Annotated in this window: 15 protein-coding genes and 1 tRNA gene; 13 read left to right on the top strand and 3 right to left on the bottom strand. The window is 71.4% G+C overall.

The window, feature by feature from the left end:
- The 3 genes from V7004_RS01450 to V7004_RS01440 all read left to right on the top strand — a co-directional run.
- On the top strand, window positions 1-340 hold a 340-nt coding region (locus V7004_RS01450; RefSeq protein ID WP_334141392.1), incomplete at its 5' end, for a transglycosylase family protein.
- Entirely contained in the window at window positions 322-1,152 is an 831-nt protein-coding gene (rsmA, locus tag V7004_RS01445; RefSeq protein WP_334141393.1) for a 16S rRNA (adenine(1518)-N(6)/adenine(1519)-N(6))-dimethyltransferase RsmA, read from the top strand. The genes V7004_RS01450 and rsmA, both read left to right, overlap by 19 nt.
- 4 nt (window positions 1,153-1,156) lie before the next feature.
- A complete protein-coding gene (locus tag V7004_RS01440) occupies window positions 1,157-1,885 on the top strand; it encodes a 4-(cytidine 5'-diphospho)-2-C-methyl-D-erythritol kinase (RefSeq protein ID WP_334141391.1) in 729 nt (242 codons plus the stop codon).
- Window positions 1,886-1,896: 11 nt separating this feature from the next.
- Here the strand turns inward: V7004_RS01440 and V7004_RS01435 are convergent, their stop codons facing one another.
- Both V7004_RS01435 and V7004_RS01430 read right to left on the bottom strand, forming a co-directional pair.
- Window positions 1,897-1,998 (bottom strand): 30S ribosomal protein bS22, encoded by a 102-nt coding sequence (locus tag V7004_RS01435; protein WP_208027376.1) that lies wholly within the window; start codon window positions 1,996-1,998, stop codon window positions 1,897-1,899.
- 49 nt (window positions 1,999-2,047) lie between these two features.
- Window positions 2,048-2,119, bottom strand: a tRNA-Gln gene (locus V7004_RS01430).
- A gap of 44 nt (window positions 2,120-2,163) precedes the next feature.
- Here V7004_RS01430 and V7004_RS01425 point away from each other — a divergent pair.
- A complete protein-coding gene (locus V7004_RS01425; RefSeq protein ID WP_334141388.1) occupies window positions 2,164-3,249 on the top strand; it encodes a bifunctional UDP-N-acetylglucosamine diphosphorylase/glucosamine-1-phosphate N-acetyltransferase GlmU in 1,086 nt (361 codons plus the stop codon).
- A 3-nt stretch (window positions 3,250-3,252) separates the two neighbouring features.
- Window positions 3,253-4,233, top strand: coding sequence for a ribose-phosphate diphosphokinase (locus V7004_RS01420; RefSeq protein WP_334141386.1), 981 nt, complete (start codon window positions 3,253-3,255; stop codon window positions 4,231-4,233).
- 22 nt (window positions 4,234-4,255) lie between these two features.
- Here V7004_RS01420 and V7004_RS01415 read toward each other — a convergent pair whose 3' ends face one another.
- Window positions 4,256-4,540 carry a hypothetical protein gene (locus V7004_RS01415; RefSeq protein WP_334141384.1) on the bottom strand — a complete coding sequence of 95 codons (285 nt, stop codon included), beginning with the start codon at window positions 4,538-4,540 and terminating at the stop codon, window positions 4,256-4,258.
- 98 nt (window positions 4,541-4,638) lie between these two features.
- Here V7004_RS01415 and V7004_RS01410 point away from each other — a divergent pair, with 98 nt between their 5' ends.
- The 8 genes from V7004_RS01410 to V7004_RS01375 all read left to right on the top strand — a co-directional run bounded on the left by V7004_RS01410 (window position 4,639) and on the right by V7004_RS01375 (window position 15,247).
- Complete coding sequence (locus V7004_RS01410; protein WP_334141382.1) at window positions 4,639-5,310, top strand: 50S ribosomal protein L25; 672 nt, start codon at window positions 4,639-4,641, stop codon at window positions 5,308-5,310.
- Between the two features lie 12 nt (window positions 5,311-5,322).
- Window positions 5,323-5,898, top strand: a complete 576-nt coding sequence (gene pth / locus V7004_RS01405; RefSeq protein WP_334141381.1) for an aminoacyl-tRNA hydrolase — start codon at window positions 5,323-5,325, stop codon at window positions 5,896-5,898.
- On the top strand, window positions 5,895-9,389 hold the full coding sequence (mfd, locus tag V7004_RS01400; RefSeq protein WP_334141379.1) for a transcription-repair coupling factor: 3,495 nt from the start codon (window positions 5,895-5,897) through the stop codon (window positions 9,387-9,389). The genes pth and mfd overlap by 4 nt, the downstream gene beginning before the upstream one ends.
- A gap of 52 nt (window positions 9,390-9,441) precedes the next feature.
- A complete protein-coding gene (locus V7004_RS01395) occupies window positions 9,442-10,494 on the top strand; it encodes a peptidylprolyl isomerase (protein ID WP_334141377.1) in 1,053 nt (350 codons plus the stop codon).
- 13 nt (window positions 10,495-10,507) lie between these two features.
- Entirely contained in the window at window positions 10,508-11,839 is a 1,332-nt protein-coding gene (locus V7004_RS01390; protein WP_334141376.1) for a MazG family protein, read from the top strand.
- 101 nt (window positions 11,840-11,940) lie between these two features.
- Window positions 11,941-13,230 carry a phosphopyruvate hydratase gene (gene eno, locus V7004_RS01385; RefSeq protein ID WP_334141374.1) on the top strand — a complete coding sequence of 430 codons (1,290 nt, stop codon included), beginning with the start codon at window positions 11,941-11,943 and terminating at the stop codon, window positions 13,228-13,230.
- A complete protein-coding gene (locus tag V7004_RS01380) occupies window positions 13,227-13,568 on the top strand; it encodes an FtsB family cell division protein (protein WP_334141372.1) in 342 nt (113 codons plus the stop codon). Before eno ends, V7004_RS01380 begins: the two co-directional genes overlap by 4 nt.
- Before the next feature lie 116 nt (window positions 13,569-13,684).
- On the top strand, window positions 13,685-15,247 hold the full coding sequence (locus tag V7004_RS01375) for a diguanylate cyclase domain-containing protein (protein WP_334141371.1): 1,563 nt from the start codon (window positions 13,685-13,687) through the stop codon (window positions 15,245-15,247).
- Window positions 15,248-15,252: the final 5 nt, after the last annotated feature.

Genomic DNA, 15,252 nt, shown 5'->3' with positions numbered 1-15,252 from the left:
CAAGGTGCCCGCCGCGCCGCCGACCACCGCCGCTCCCCGGCCGGCCGCGCCGCCTCCCCCCAGTACCGGCATCGCCGGTCCCACCGCGGAGGAAGCGGCGTTCCTGGCGTGCGTCCGCCGGCGGGAGTCGGGTGGCAACTACTCGATCGTGTCGTCCAACGGCCTCTACTACGGCGCCTACCAGTTCCTGCGCTCGAGCTGGGACAGCACCGCGATGCGGGCCGGGCGCCCTGATCTGGTCGGCGTCCCCCCGAACCTGGTGTCGCCCGCGGACCAGGACGCCATGGCGCTGTTCCTGTACCGCCTGGCGGGCAAGGCCCCCTGGGGTGGCGCCTGCTGAGCCGTCGCCGCATCGGCGAGCTGCTCACCAGCCACGGCCTGCGTCCCAGCCGGGCCCTGGGACAGAACTTCGTCGCGGACCCCAACACCGTGCGGCGCATCGCCCGGCTGGCCGAGGTGGGCGAGGGCGATGCGGTCGTCGAGATCGGGGCCGGCCTGGGATCGCTCACCCTGGCGCTCGTCGAGACCGGGGCGTCGGTGACCGCGGTCGAGGTCGACCGGCACCTGCTGCCCGTCCTGCGTGGGCAGGTCGAGGCCGCCGGCGTGCGGGTGGTGGAAGGCGACGCCCGCACCCTCGACTGGGAGCGGGTGCTCGCCGGGCGCGAGCGATGGGTGCTGGTGGCCAACCTGCCCTACAACGTGGCCACCCCGTTGGTGCTCGATCTGCTGGACCAGGTGCCCCGGATCCGGCGGATGCTGGTGATGGTCCAGCGCGAAGCCGGCGAGCGCCTGGTGGCCGGGCCGGGCGACGAGGCGTACGGGATCCCCTCGGTCAAGGTCGCGTACCACGCCGAGGCGGCCATCGTCGGCCACGTGCCGTCCACGGTGTTCGTGCCCCAGCCGCGGGTGGAGTCGGTGCTGGTGCGGATCGTGCGCCGCCCGCGACCCGCGGTGGAGTCGGATCCCGACCTGCTGTTCTCGCTGGTGCGCCAGGCCTTCGGGCAGCGTCGCAAGATGCTGCGGCGGTCGCTGGCGGGTCGGGTGCCGGCCGATGCGTTCCCCCGGGCGGGCATCGATCCCGAGTCTCGCCCCGAGCAGCTCGACATCGAGGCCTGGGGTCGGCTGGCCGATGCCGTCGCAGCCCTAGGGTGAGCGCGTGGCCTCGGAGATCGTGATCGCCGCCCCGGCGAAGCTCACCCTCTCGTTGCGCATCACGGGGGTCCGGACCGACGGCTACCACCTGATCGACGCGGAGATGGTGAGCCTCGACCTGTGCGACACCCTCACGCTCACCGACGGCGACGGCCTGGAGGTGGTGGCGCCGGATGGCGTGGTGGTACCCGCCGACGACGGCAACCTGGTGCGGCGGGCCCAGCGCCTCGCCGGTCTGCGGGCCCACGTCCGGCTCGACAAGCGCATACCGCCCGGCGCGGGGCTCGGTGGTGGCTCGAGCGACGCCGCCGCCGTCCTGCGCGCCGCGGGCTTCGACGACCTGCAGGCCGCGGCACGCATCGGGGCCGACGTGCCGTTCTGCCTGATCGGTGGGCGGGCCCGGGTGCGGGGTATCGGCGAGCTGGTCGAGCCGCTCCCGTTCGTCGACCGGTGCTTCACGCTGCTGATCCCGCCGTTCGGGTGCTCGACGGTCGAGGTCTACCGGGCGTGGGATCGCCTCGGGGGACCGGTCGGCGAGCACGGCAACGACCTGGAGCCCGCGGCGCTCCTGGTGGAGCCCCGGCTCGCCGAGTGGCGCGACCGGCTGGCGGCGTCGACGGGGCAGCAGCCTCGGCTGGCGGGTAGCGGCTCGACCTGGTTCGTCGAAGGCGATCACCCGGTGGAGGGCGGACTGGTCGTGCGCACCCTCGCGGCGCAGCGGGTGCCGGGCTGACGAGCGGCGGGCTACTTGCCGGCGGCGCGGCGTTGGAACCGCGTGCGCTTCAGCATCTTCTTGTGCTTCTTCTTGCGCATCCGCTTGCGCCGCTTCTTGATCAGTGAGCCCATGGCGCCGGGCACCTTACCGGGGCCGGTGGAGGCAGCACCAATGCGGGAGCTCGGGGGCAGGGACTCGAACCCCGAAGTCGAGGACCAAAACCTCGCATGTTGCCGATTACATCACCCCCGAAGGGCTCCTAGACCCTAGCGCCCGGCGCCGCTAGAACTTCCCGTATGACCGAGGACCGCCCCATCTCCGCCATCGTCCTCGCCGCGGGGGAGGGAACCCGGATGCGGTCGTCTCGACCCAAGCCGCTGCACCTCCTCTGCGGTCGAGCCATGTTGCTCTACGTGCTCGACGCCCTGAGCGAGTGCCGGGTCGATCGGGTCGTGGTGGTGGTCGGCCACGGCGCCGAGCGGGTCACCAAGAAGCTGCAGGAGGAGGCGCCCGACGTGCTGCTCGACTTCGTGGAGCAGCACGTGCAGCGAGGCACGGGCGACGCGGTGAGCGTGGGGCTCACGGCGTTCCCCGACGAGGATGTCGACGAGGGCGACCTGATCGTGCTGCCCGGTGACGCCCCGTTGCTGCGGCCCGCGACCATCGCCGCGCTGGTGGAGCGCCACCGCCAGACCGACGCGGCGTGCACGCTGCTGACCGCTCGGGTCGCGGACCCCACCGGCTACGGGCGGGTGCTGCGGGGCAAGGACGAGCGGGTGGCGAGAATCGTCGAGGAGGCCGACGCCACCGACGAGGAGCGGCTCATCGACGAGGTCAACACGTCGATCTACTGCTTCCGTCGCAGCGTGCTCGCGCCGGCGCTGCGTCGGCTGAGCCCGCAGAACGCGCAGGGTGAGTACTACCTCACCGATGTGGTCGAGGTGCTCCACGACGCGGGGTACCCGGTGGTGTCGGTGGTCGCCGAGGACCCGGTCGAGACGCAGGGGGTCAACGACCGCGTGCAGCTCGCGGTTGCCGAGGCCGAGCTGCGGCGCCGCACCAACGAAGCCTGGCTGCGCAGAGGGGTCACCATGCTCGACCCGGAGCGCACCTACATCGACGCCACGGTCGAGCTGTCGCCCGACGTGACGATCTTCCCGGGCACGATGCTGCAGGGCCGCTGCGTGATCGGCGCGGGCGCCGAGCTGGGTCCCCACACCCGGCTGGTGGACTGCGTGGTGGGGCCGGGGGCGACGGTCGAGCAGTCGGTGGCTCGCGACGCCGAGATCGGTGACCACGCCCGGGTGGGCCCGTTCGCCGTGCTGAGCCCCGGCTCGCACGTCCCTGCCGAGACTCGCACCGGCCCGTTCTATGCTCGGTGAGTGATGGAGCTCGTTCCGAAGAAGCGCCTGTTCCTGGTCTCGGGTCGGGCGAACCTGCCGCTGGCGGAGGAGATCGCGGCGGCGCTCGGCGTGCCGCTCGGTGAGCCGAACCTGGCTGCGTTCGCCAACGGCGAGCTCCACTGCCGGTTCGACGAGTCGGTGCGGGGCACCGACGTGTTCATCATCCAGACCCACAGCGCCACCGAGGGCGCGACGTTGAACGACGCGCTCATGGAGCAGCTCATCATGGTTGATGCCGCCAAGCGGGCCTCCGCCAAGCGCATCAGCGTGGTCTGCCCCTACTACGGGTACTCCCGCCAGGACCGCAAGGCCGAGGGGCGGGAGCCGATCACCGCCAAGCTGGTGGCAGACATGTTCAGCACCGCCGGGGCGACGCGGGTGATCAGTGTGGATCTGCACTCCGGGCAGATCCAGGGGTTCTTCGACGGTCCGGTCGACCACCTCACGGCGATGCCGGTGTTGGTGGAGTACATGTCCTCGCTCGGTGATGACCTGGTCGTGGTGTCACCAGACGCCGGGCGGGTGAAGGTCGCCGAGCGCTACGCGAACCAGCTCCGGGCCGACCTGGCCATCGTGCACAAGCGCCGGGCCAAGGGGGCCAAGCACGAGGTCGAGGCCCGGGACGTGGTGGGCGAGGTCGACGGCCGGGTGTGCGTGCTCATCGACGACATGATCGACACCGCCGGCACGATCTGCGCGGCGGCCGAACAGCTCAAGGAGCACGGGGCCACCGAGGTCTACGCGGCCGCCACCCACGGGGTGTTCTCGGGGCCGGCGATCGACCGCCTGAAGAACTCGGTGATCTCGAAGGTGGTGGTCACCAACACCTTGCCGCTGCCCCCCGAGAAGCAGATCGACAAGATCGAGGTGCTGTCGGTGGCGGGCATCATCGCCGAGGCGATCGACGCCGTGTTCGAGGACACCTCGGTGAGCGAGATCTTCGGCGGCGCGAACCAGTCCTGAGCGGCGGCTCGCGCTCGCCGGGTCAGTGCCGGTGGGCGGACCAGCGGCCGACCGCCACGGTGCCGCCGAGGAACAGTCCCGCCCAGGCTCCGGTCCACACGGCGATGCCGACGACCGCGCCGAGAGGCATGTCGTAATCCATGTTGGCCGCCACGGCCTTGACCGCGACGGCCACGAGCACGGTGAAGGCGAGGATCCCGACGATCGACCCCCACACGATCGCTGCGCCGAAGCCGCGGTCCTCTTCGTCGGTGGAGGGTGGTGGAGCGGAGTCGACGGTGTGGCTGGTGGATGCGGATGTGGACATAGGACCAGCATCCTCCGAGCGGAGGCGCTCGCCAAGGGTCGAAGGTCCTGTGAGCGGGTTCGCTCCCCGGATCGGGGGCCGGTAGCATGGCCGACCTTATGGAGCTGACCTTGACCGCCGAGACGGGGCGCACCCCCGGTTCCCGCGCTGCCGGCCGACTTCGAGCGCAGGGAAAGATCCCCGGTGTCGTGTACGGGCTGGGGGCCGACCCGGTGCCAGTGGCCGTCGTCTGGTCCGAGCTGCGCCGGGTGCTGACGACCGAAGCCGGGGTGAACGCGCTCATCGCCCTCGACATCGACGGTCGGAGGGATCTCACCATCGTCAAGGACCTCCAGCGCGATCCCGTCCGCCGAGAGGTGCTCCACGTCGATTTCCTCCGGGTCGACCCGGACGCCCCGGTCGAGGTGGAGGTGCCGATCGTGGTGGTCGGCGAGGCCAAGGAGGTCGAGAGCGCGAAGGGCATCGCCGAGCAGCAGATGAAGTCGCTCACGGTGAAGGCCAAGCCCACCGGCATCCCGGGCCAGATTGAGGCCGACGTCTCCTCGCTCACGGTGGGCTCGGCGGTCACCGTCGGCGATCTCCAGCTCCCCGACGGGGTGACCACCGACGTCGATCCCTCCACGCCGGTCGTGGCGGGCGTGGCCACCCGCTTCACGGTGATGGCGGCAGGCGGCGCCGTGGCAGAAGGGGGCGAAGCCGGAGAGGCCGCTGACGAGGCCGCTGAGGCGGCCGGCGCCGAGACCGGCGAGGGTGAGGAGAACGGCGAGTAGCCGTCACCCTCCATGGCAGCCGACCTGCTCGTGGTCGGGCTCGGCAATCCGGGACGGGAGTACGCCGGCACCAGGCACAACGTCGGTTTCGACGTCGTCGAACTGCTCGCGTCCCGCCACGGTGGCCGGTTCCGTCGGACCCGCCAGCGGGCTCGGGTCGCCGAGGTGCTGATCGAGGGCCGCCGGGTGGTCCTGGCCGAGCCGCAGACGTACATGAACCTCTCGGGTGAAGCGGTCGCTCCGCTCGTCCGCCACCACGGCATCGACGACCTCCACCGGTTGGTGGTGGTCCATGACGAGCTGGATCTGCCGGTGGGTCGGCTCAAGGTGAAAGTCGGCGGCGGGCTGGCGGGCCACAACGGGCTGCGCTCGATCAGGGCCCATCTGCACAGCGCCGAGTTCGTCCGGGTACGGATCGGGGTGGGCAAGCCGCCCGACAAGGAGCGGGGCGCCGACCACGTGCTGCAGCGCGCCAGCCGGTCCGAGCGGGCCGCCCTCGACGAGGCGGTCCGGGAAGCGGCGGATGCGGTCGAGGTGATCCTCGCCGAGGGACCGCAGGCGGCCATGACCAGGTTCAACGCCACGTGACCGACGACCTGGTGGTGATGCCATCGCCCCGTGGCGAGACTCGACCGAGGGCCCCGGGCGGGCCCGACCTCGCCATGACCCTGACCGATCTACCCCTCCTGGTGCGCGACGACCCTGCGATCACGCAGGTGCTCGGACGCGCCAGCGCGGTGCTGGCCGTTCCGGAGCCTGCCCGGGCCATCGTCATCGCCGGCCTGGCTGGGGTGTCGTCGCGGCGCCCGATCGTGGTCGCCGTTCCCACCACCACCGAGGCCGATCGACTCCATCACGACCTGGCGGCCTTTCTCGGTGCCGGAGACGTCGAGCTGTTCCCGGCCTGGGAGACGTTGCCCTTCGAGCGGGTGAGCCCCGGCGTGGAGACCATGGGGCGGCGGCTGCGGGTGCTGTGGCGGTTGCAGGAGCCCGGGCGCCTGCCGCGGGTGGTGGTGGCTCCGGTACGGGCGCTGGTGCAGCGCCTCGGCCCGCACGTGGAGGACGTGGCACCCATCGTCGTCGGCCACGGCGACCAGCTCGATCCCACCGAGCTGGTGGACCGGTTGGTGGCCGCGGGCTACCGCCGCGAGCACCTGGTCGAGCACCGGGGCGAGGTGGCGGTACGCGGCTCGATCGTCGACGTGTTCCCCTCGACCGCTGACGAGCCGGTGCGGATCGACCTGTGGGGCGATGAGGTCGACCGCCTCACCCGGTTCTCGGTGGCCGATCAACGCTCCACCGCGGATCTCGGCCAAGTCGAGATCTTCCCCTGCCGGGAGCTGCTGCCCACCGAGGAGGTGCGCCGCCGGGCGGCGGAGCTCGTCGCCAGCCAACCATGGGGCCGCGAGCAGTGGGAGCGGCTGTCGGAAGGATCGACGTTCGACGGGATGGAGTCGTGGCTGCCGTGGCTCACCGACGAGGAGCACGTGCTGTTCGACCTCCTCGACGACGACGCGCAGGTCCTGGTGGTCGAGCCCCGGCGGATGCGGGACCGGGCCGCCGACCTGCTCGCCGAGGAGGCGGATCTCGCCCGCAGCCTGTCGCGGACCTGGGATGCCGGCGGGGAGTCGTTCCCACCGCTGCACCTGCCCTTCGACCGGCTGCTGGCGCACACCGCCGCGCCGGTGTGGACGGTGACGACCGCACCGGAGGGACCGGACGTGGTCACCGTCACCGCCCGGGGCTGGGACCCGGTGGTGGGCGACGGGTCGTCGCTGGTGCGCCAGCTCGCCGACCTGCTGGCGGAGGGCTTCCGGGTGGTGGTCGCCGCCGACGGGCCCGGCTCCGCGGCCCGGGTGCACGACCTGTTGGCCGACCAGGGTCTGCACCTGGCGCTCGACGGGCCCGGTGAGGCGAAGCTGGCCGAGCCCGGCGGGCACGTCGTGGTGGCCCCGCTGGAGCGCGGCTTCGTGCTACCCGACGTGAAGCTGGCCGTGCTCACCGAGAGCGATGTCACCGGTCGCCGCCGGGCGCACCGCCGGGCCCGCCCCCGGCGCCGTGGGGCCCAGGGCTTCTTCGACGACCTCAAGCCCGGCGACTACGTCGTGCACCACCAGCACGGGGTGGCGCGCTACGGCGGGATGGTGAAGCGGGCGATCGGTGGGGTCGAGCGCGACTACCTGCTGCTCGAGTACCGGGGCGACGACCGGCTCTACGTGCCCTCCGATCAGATCGACGCGGTTCGCCACTACACCGGTGGTGACTCGCCGTCGTTGAGCCGGCTGGGTGGCAGCGAGTGGCACAAGACGAAGGCCAAGGTGCGGGCCGCGGTCACCGAGATCGCCCAGGAGCTGGTGGTGCTCTACCAGAAGCGGGTGCACACCCCGGGCCACGCGTTCGCCCCCGACACTCCCTGGCAGCGTGAGCTGGAGGAGGCGTTCCCGTTCGAGGAGACCCCTGATCAGCTCAAGGCCATCGAGGAGGTGAAAGCCGACATGGAGTCGCCCGCGCCGATGGATCGCCTGGTGTGTGGCGATGTCGGCTTCGGCAAGACCGAGGTGGCGCTGCGGGCGGTGTTCAAGGCGGTGCAGGACGGCAGGCAGGCGGCGGTGCTCGTGCCCACCACCCTGCTCGCGCAGCAGCACTTCCAGACCTTCAGCGAGCGCTTCGCCCCCTACCCGGTGCGGGTCGAGGTGCTGAGCCGGTTCCTGACCGAGGCCCAGGCCCGTCAGGTGATCGCGGGGCTCGGGAGCGGGGAGGTCGACGTGGTCATCGGCACTCACCGGTTGCTGTCGAGCGATGTCCGGTTCGCGCGCCTCGGCCTGCTGGTGGTGGACGAGGAGCAGCGCTTCGGGGTGACGCACAAGGAGGCGATCAAACAGCTCCGGGCGGAGGTGGACGTGCTCACACTGACCGCGACCCCGATCCCCCGCACGCTCGAGATGAGCCTCACCGGCATCCGCGACCTCACCCTGCTCAACACCCCGCCGGCGGAGCGCCAACCGATCCTCACCTACGTCGGGGAGTACGACGATCGGGCCGTCGCCGAGGCGATCCGCCGGGAGCTGCTGCGCGAGGGCCAGGTGTTTTTCGTGCACAACCGGGTGCAGGACATCGAGCACGTGGCCGAGGGGCTCCGGGAGCTGGTGCCCGAGGCCCGCATCGCCACCGCCCACGGCCAGATGGACGAGGGCACCCTCGAGCGGGTGGTGCTCGACTTCTGGGAGGGTCACTACGACGTGCTGGTGTGCACGACGATCATCGAGTCCGGCATCGACATGCCCACCGTCAACACCTTGGTGGTCGACCGGGCGGATCTGTTGGGGCTCGGCCAGCTCCACCAGCTCCGCGGCCGGGTGGGTCGTGCCGGCCAGCGGGCCTACGCGTACCTCTTCTACTCCCCGGACCGGGCGCTCACCGAGGAGGCCTACGAGCGGCTCAAGACCATCGGTGAAGCCACCGAGCTGGGCTCGGGGTTCAGGATCGCCATGCGCGACCTGGAGATCCGCGGGGCGGGCAACCTGCTCGGCACCGGCCAGTCCGGGCACATCGCCGCGGTGGGCTACGACCTGTACTGCCAGATGGTCACCGAGGCGGTGGCGGAGCTGAAGGGCGAGCAGCCCCGGGAGCCGGCGGAGATCAAGCTGGAGCTGCCGATCGACGCGCATCTCCCGAAGGACTACGTGGAGCGCGAGGAGCTGCGGCTGGAGGCCTACCGGCGGTTGGCCGCGGTCACCAGCGAGGAGGAGGTGGCCGACATCCGCGCCGAGTGGCTGGACCGCTACGGGCCGGTACCACCGACGGCCGAGGCCCTCCTGGAGGTGGCGACGCTGCGGGCGGCGTGCGTGCGCGCCGGGGTGCGGGAGGTCACGGTGGTGAAGGGTTCGGGCTTCGGGGGGCCGAAGCTGGTGGCCCGCATCTCGCCGATCCAGCTCAGCGCGAGCCGTACCGTGCGCCTGCAGCGGCTGTTCAAGGGCGCGGTGTACAAGCCTGACGTCGGCCAGCTCCAGCTTCCGCTGCGCAGCCCGTCCGGCGCGGCCAGCGAGGTGGTGGCGGCGCTCGGTGAGCTCGTGGGCTGACCGGTGGGCCGACTGGTGCGGCCTCCGGCTGATCCGTAGGCTCGCGATCCTCATGCGCCGTCTTCCCGTGTTCCTGTTCGCGCTCGTCGCCGTGCTGCTGCCCGCTTCGTGTGCCACCGGCGGTGGTGGTATCGGGTCGGCCGACGCCGCGGTGGTGAACGGCGTGGCCATCTCCCAGCAGGACCTCCTCGACGACCTCGACGCGCTGGCCTCCAACGCCACGGTGCGCTCCAACCTCCAGGCACAGGGGGTGTCGGTCTACGGCCCCACCGAAGGGTCGTATTCGAGCGCCTTCAGCACGCAGGTGCTCAGCTCGCTGGTGATCGACGCGCTCATCGCCGATGAGCTGGCCCAGCGCGGGGTCCAGCCCACCAGCGAAGACCGGGCGCAGGCCGAGCAGCAGATCGGCACGTCGGCGGGGTCGTTCCCGCAGGCGTTCATCGACCGGCAGGTGGCCAGCCTGGCCAACCGCCTCGCGCTGGAGCGGGAGCTGGCGGCCGAGCCACTGGGCGAGGTGACCGACGACGAGGTGCGCGCGTACTACGACCAGAACATCGATGCCATCGTCGAGCGCAACGGGGAGTTCGTCTGCCTGAGCCACATCCTGGTGGACACCCGGGAGCAGGCCGAGGCGGCGCTGGCTCGCATCCGAGCCGGTGAGGACTTCGCGGCCGTGGCCCGGGAGGTCTCCAAAGACACGGGTAGCGCATCGGCGGGTGGCGACCTCGGCTGCCAGCCTCGGGGCCAGTTCGTGGCCGCCTTCGAGGACGCGGCGTTCGCCGCCACGCCGGGTGAGGTGACCGGCCCGGTGGAGTCGGAGTTCGGGGTCCACCTGCTCCTGGTGCGGGCGAAAGGTGTCCCGCCCTTCGAAGAGATCGCCACCGCCATCCGCCAGTACCTGGAGCAGCAGCGGGCCTCCGGGGCGAACCCGGCGTTCGACGCCTGGCTGAGCGACGCGGTGCGCCGGGCGGAGGTGACGATCGACCCGAAGTGGGGGCGGTGGGATCCGGAGCAGTACCCGCAGGTGGTGGTGCCCCCCGAAGGCGCGGCGTCACCCACCACGTCGGTGCCGGCTCTGCTGGGCTCGCCTGACACCGCGCCCTGACGAGGTGGCCGTGGTGGCCGTCCCCCGAGTGGTCGTCGCCGGGCTCGGCCCCGCGGGTGCCGACCTGGTCACCTCGGGAACCCTGGCTGCCATCGAGCGGATCGAGCGCCGGTTCGTGCGGACCCGGCGCCATCCGGCGGTGACGGTGGTGTCTGATGCCCGGTCCTTCGACGATCTCTACGAGTCCGCAGACACGCTCGATGAGGTGTACCGGGGCATCGTCGAGGAGCTGGTCGCCGCCGCGAGCGAAGCGGGGGAGGTGCTCTACCTCGTGCCGGGCTCACCCGTGGTGGCCGAGCGGAGCGTTGAGCTGCTCGGGAGCGACGATCGGGTGGAGGTCGAGCTGCTCGCGGCCCTGTCGTTCGCGGACCTGGCGTGGGCCCGCCTCGGGATCGATCCGGTCGCGGCCGGCGTCCGGCTGGTGGACGGCCAGCGCTTCGCGGTCGACGCCGCCGGCGAGCGGGGCCCGTTCCTGGTGGCCCAATGCGACTCGCCCGACGTGCTCTCGGAGATCAAGCTCACCCTCGACGCCGGAGCCGAGCCGTGTCTGCCGCCGGACGCCACGGTGACGGTGCTGCGCCGCCTCGGGCTTCCCGACGAGGTGGTGGAGCCGGTGCGGTGGGTCGAGCTGGATCGGGTCGAGACCGACCACCTCACCTCCCTGTGGATCCCCGCCCTCGCCGCGCCGGTCGCGCGGGAAGTGGCCCGCTTCGCGGAGCTGGTGGCGGTGCTGCGCCGGGAGTGCCCGTGGGATCGGGAGCAGACCCACGAGAGCCTCACCCGGCACCTGGTGGAGGAGACCTACGAGGTGCTCGACGCCATCGACGCGGTGGCCGAGAACCGCCCGGGTGCCTACGAGCTCCTGGAGGAGGAGCTGGGGGACCTGCTGCTGCAGGTGGTGTTCCACACCACCCTGGCCGAAGAGGCGGGCCAGTTCACCCTGGCCGACGTGGCGAGCGGCATCCACGACAAGTTACGGGCCCGGCATCCCCACGTGTTCGGCGACGTCGAGGTGGCCGGCCCGGAGGACGTGGCCCGCAACTGGGAGCGGATCAAGCAGGCCGAGAAGGGCCGCGAGAGCATCTTCGAGGGCATCCCGACTCACCTCCCGGCGCTGCTGTACGCCCTGAAGGTGCAGAAGAAGGCGGCGGCGCTGGGCGAGCGGGGGGTGGCGCTCCCGGAGCTGCCGGCGCTCGCGTCGACCGACGTCGGTGAGCGACTGTTCGCGCTGGTGGACGAGGCCCGCCGGCACGGGATCGATCCCGAGGCCGCCCTGCGCGCCGCGGCGAACCGGTACCGGCGAGCGGTCCAGGAGCGGGAGGCTGCAGGGCCGCCGCCGGGTTGATGCGGTTCGGCGTGCAGGTCGTCGGGAGTGTGCAGGCCGGATACCCCACCTCGTAGGCAACACGTGCCACTATTCGCACACACGTCACAGGAGCAACAGCAGTGAGCATCATCGAGCACATCGTCGGGCGCGAAGTCCTCGACTCGCGGGGCAACCCCACCGTCGAGGTGGAGGTCCTGCTCGACTCCGGTGCCCGCGGCCGGGCGATCGTGCCGTCGGGCGCGTCCACCGGCCGGTTCGAGGCGGTGGAGCTGCGCGACGGCGACGAGCGTTACGGCGGCAAGGGTGTACAGCGGGCCCTGGCCAACGTCGAGGAGGAGATCGCCGATGTGCTGGTGGGCTTCGATGCGTTGAGCCAGCGCGACATCGACCGGGTGCTGGTCGACCTGGACGGCACACCGAACAAGGAGCGTCTGGGGGCCAACGCGATCCTCGGGGTGTCGCTCGCGGTGGCCAAGGCCGCCGCCGCCGAGCTCGAGTTGCCGCTGTACCGCTACGTCGGCGGTACGAACGCGCACGTGCTGCCGGTGCCGATGATGAACGTGCTCAACGGCGGGGAGCACGCGGACAACAACGTCGACCTCCAGGAGTTCATGATCATGCCGGTCGGCGCGGCGTCGTTCTCGGAGGCGCTGCGTTGGGGGGCCGAGACGTACCACGTGTTGAAGAAGGTTCTGGGCGAGCGGGGCCTGTCCAGTGCCATCGGCGACGAGGGGGGCTTCGCTCCGAACCTGGCCTCGAACGAGGAGGCCGTGCAGTTGCTGCTGGAGTCGATCGAGCAAGCCGGCTTCACCCCGGGCGAGGACATCGTGCTGGCCCTCGACGCGGCGTCGACGGAGCTGTTCCGTGACGGCCGTTACGCGCTGGCCGGTGAGGGTCGCACCCTCGCCCCCGAGGAGATGGTCGCCTACCTCGACGACCTGGTCAGCCGCTACCCGATCGTCTCGGTGGAAGACGGCATGGCCGAGGAGGACTGGGAAGGCTGGAAGCTGCTGACCGAGGCCATCGGGGAGCGGGTCCAGCTCGTGGGCGACGACCTGTTCGTCACCAACACCGAGCGGCTGGGTCGGGGCATCGACACCGGCGTGGCCAACTCGATCCTGGTCAAGGTGAACCAGATCGGCACCCTCACCGAGACACTGGACGCGGTGGCGATGGCGCACCGTGCCGGGTACACCGCGGTCATGTCGCATCGCTCCGGTGAGACGGAGGACGCCACGATCGCGGACCTGGCCGTGGCCACGAACTGCGGGCAGATCAAGACCGGTGCACCGGCGCGCACCGACCGGGTGGCGAAGTACAACCAGTTGCTGCGCATCGAAGAGGACCTCGCGGAAGCTGCGGCCTACTGGGGATCGGCCGCGTTGGCCAGGGGGACGGCTCGCGGGTGAGGCTCCTTCGTCGGCTGGCCTGGCCGCTGCTGATCGCGGTGGTGACCTGCGGGGTGCTGTTTCTCGGGGTGTTCCCGACGCGCACCTACCTGAGCCAGCGGGCGGCGATCGCCGCTGCGGAGGAGCAGCTCGACGAGCTCACGGCGCGCAACGCCGAGCTGCAGCACCAGGTTGATCTGCTGGGTACCGACGCGGAGGTCGAGCGCCTGGCACGAGAGCAGTTCGGGCTGGCGAGACCGGGTGAGGAGGTCTACCAGGTGCTCCCGCCGCCCGAGGACCCGGTGGAGGTGCCCGACGTGTGGCCCTTCAACCGGCTCCGCCAGCGCGTGGAGCCGTAGGCGCGCCTTCCGGTCGTTGCTTCTGGACGTCATGCACTCCGGGGTGGGTGCCCTCAGGCGGGCCGCTGGCGGTCGGGGGGCGTCAACTGGAGCCGGGCATCTGCCGATGGGAGGTCATGGGAGAGGCGGTGATCCCAGCCACCTGGACCGACGAGGAGCTGCTCGACGCCTTCGCAGGCTGTGACGCGGTCATCGCGCACGACCAGTCGACGGAGCCGGTGCCGCTACCGGAGCCGCTCGCCTGCCAGGCCCTTGCCGGCCGGCAACGCTGGATCGAGCAGCTCAGCACGGTGCACCCGGAGGATCGGGCCCGGGTGGTCAAGGGTTGGTGGGAGGCGGTCGGCCACCCCGGCGAGCTCCGCCGGTTCCACGTGCGGCTTCGGGCCGGCGATGGCTGGTGTGAGCTGGAGCTGCGGATCCTGAGCCTGCTCCACCAGCCGCAGGTGCGGGCCACGCTGCTCGGCTGGGCCCTCGGTGAGCCGGTCCGGGTCGAGGAGGCGGATCTGGTCTCAGCCAGCTACCGGGTGCCGACCTGGGTGTACCACGAGCTCGACCCGATGGCGGTCATCGTCCGGATGCAGGGCGCGGCCGATCGGGTCTTCGGGCGGGCACCCGAGGAGTTGAAGGGCGTCCCGGTGATGCAGGTGATCCACCCTGATGACCACGACACGGTCACCCGCTTGTGGGTGGACGTGCTGTCCGTCCCGCTCGCCACGGGGGTGGTGCGCCTGCGGGTCCTCAAGCCCGACGGCAGCGCGAGCTGGATCGAGTCGACGCTCACCAACCGGTTGCACGAGACCGGGGTGGTCACCGTGTCGTCGGTGGAGATCTCCGATCCGCTCTCGGGGGAGGGTGCGTTGCGCGCGAGCCGGGAAGAGTTCCGCTCGCTCGCCGAGGAGATACCGGTGGCGGTCTTCCGGGCGGATCAGCGCGGGAGGATCACGTTCGGCAACAGCCGTTGGCTCGCGCTCGTGGCGGCGTGCGGGCCGGTCGAGGGGGTGCGCGACCTCGTGCACTCGGACGAGCGCGAGCGCTTCGACGGGCGGTGGGCTCGTCTCGTCGGCGGTGCGGCAGGCGACACCGACACCATCGAGATCCGCGCCGGCGATGGTGAGCGGGTCTTCTCGCTTCATTGCCGTCGGGTCGACACCTCGGGGTACGAACCCAGCGTGATCGGTCTGCTCACCGACGTCACCGACACCGCGGAGCTGCGGTACCGGGCCGAACGGGATCCCTTGACCGGCCTGCTGAACCGTGGAGCGTTCGAACAGGTCTTGCAGGAAGCCCTGGCCGAAGCGCCCTCGGTGGTCGTCGCGTTCATCGATCTCGACGGCTTCAAGGATTGCAACGATCGATTCGGCCACGAGGTCGGCGACCTGGTTTTGCGTGCGGTGAGTGAGCGGCTGGTTCACTCGGTGCGGCCCGGTGATGCGGTGGGTCGTCACGGGGGTGACGAGTTGGTCGTGATGCTCCGAGATGTCCATGACGTCCGGGACGAGGAGATCGTCGGGCGTCTCGAGTCGGTCCTCGATGTCCCGGTGACCTGGGACGGGGGGTCCTGGATCCCGGGCGCGAGTGTCGGTGTGGCCCGCGCCCGGCCGGGTGACACCCCGACCGACCTGCTCCGCCGCGCCGATGGAGTGATGTACGAGCGCAAGCATCGCCGTCGACGGCGGTAGCCTGC

The sequence above is a fragment of the Rhabdothermincola sp. genome (genome assembly GCF_036846205.1).
Classification (GTDB): domain Bacteria; phylum Actinomycetota; class Acidimicrobiia; order Acidimicrobiales; family Acidimicrobilacustridaceae; genus Rhabdothermincola.
This window is presented reverse-complemented; position numbering and strand designations above follow the sequence as displayed.

What these genes read in the sequence shown, in the direction of transcription:
- V7004_RS01435 (WP_208027376.1), bottom strand. Translation starts at nt 1,998, where the DNA reads ATGGGCTCACTGATCAAGAAGCGGCGCAAGCGGATGCGCAAGAAGAAG.
- V7004_RS01425 (WP_334141388.1), top strand. Translation starts at nt 2,164, where the DNA reads ATGACCGAGGACCGCCCCATCTCCGCCATCGTCCTCGCCGCGGGGGAG.
- V7004_RS01420 (WP_334141386.1), top strand. Translation starts at nt 3,253, where the DNA reads ATGGAGCTCGTTCCGAAGAAGCGCCTGTTCCTGGTCTCGGGTCGGGCG.
- V7004_RS01415 (WP_334141384.1), bottom strand. Translation starts at nt 4,540, where the DNA reads ATGTCCACATCCGCATCCACCAGCCACACCGTCGACTCCGCTCCACCA.
- V7004_RS01410 (WP_334141382.1), top strand. Translation starts at nt 4,639, where the DNA reads ATGGAGCTGACCTTGACCGCCGAGACGGGGCGCACCCCCGGTTCCCGC.
- pth (WP_334141381.1), top strand. Translation starts at nt 5,323, where the DNA reads ATGGCAGCCGACCTGCTCGTGGTCGGGCTCGGCAATCCGGGACGGGAG.
- V7004_RS01395 (WP_334141377.1), top strand. Translation starts at nt 9,442, where the DNA reads ATGCGCCGTCTTCCCGTGTTCCTGTTCGCGCTCGTCGCCGTGCTGCTG.
- V7004_RS01375 (WP_334141371.1), top strand. Translation starts at nt 13,685, where the DNA reads ATGGGAGAGGCGGTGATCCCAGCCACCTGGACCGACGAGGAGCTGCTC.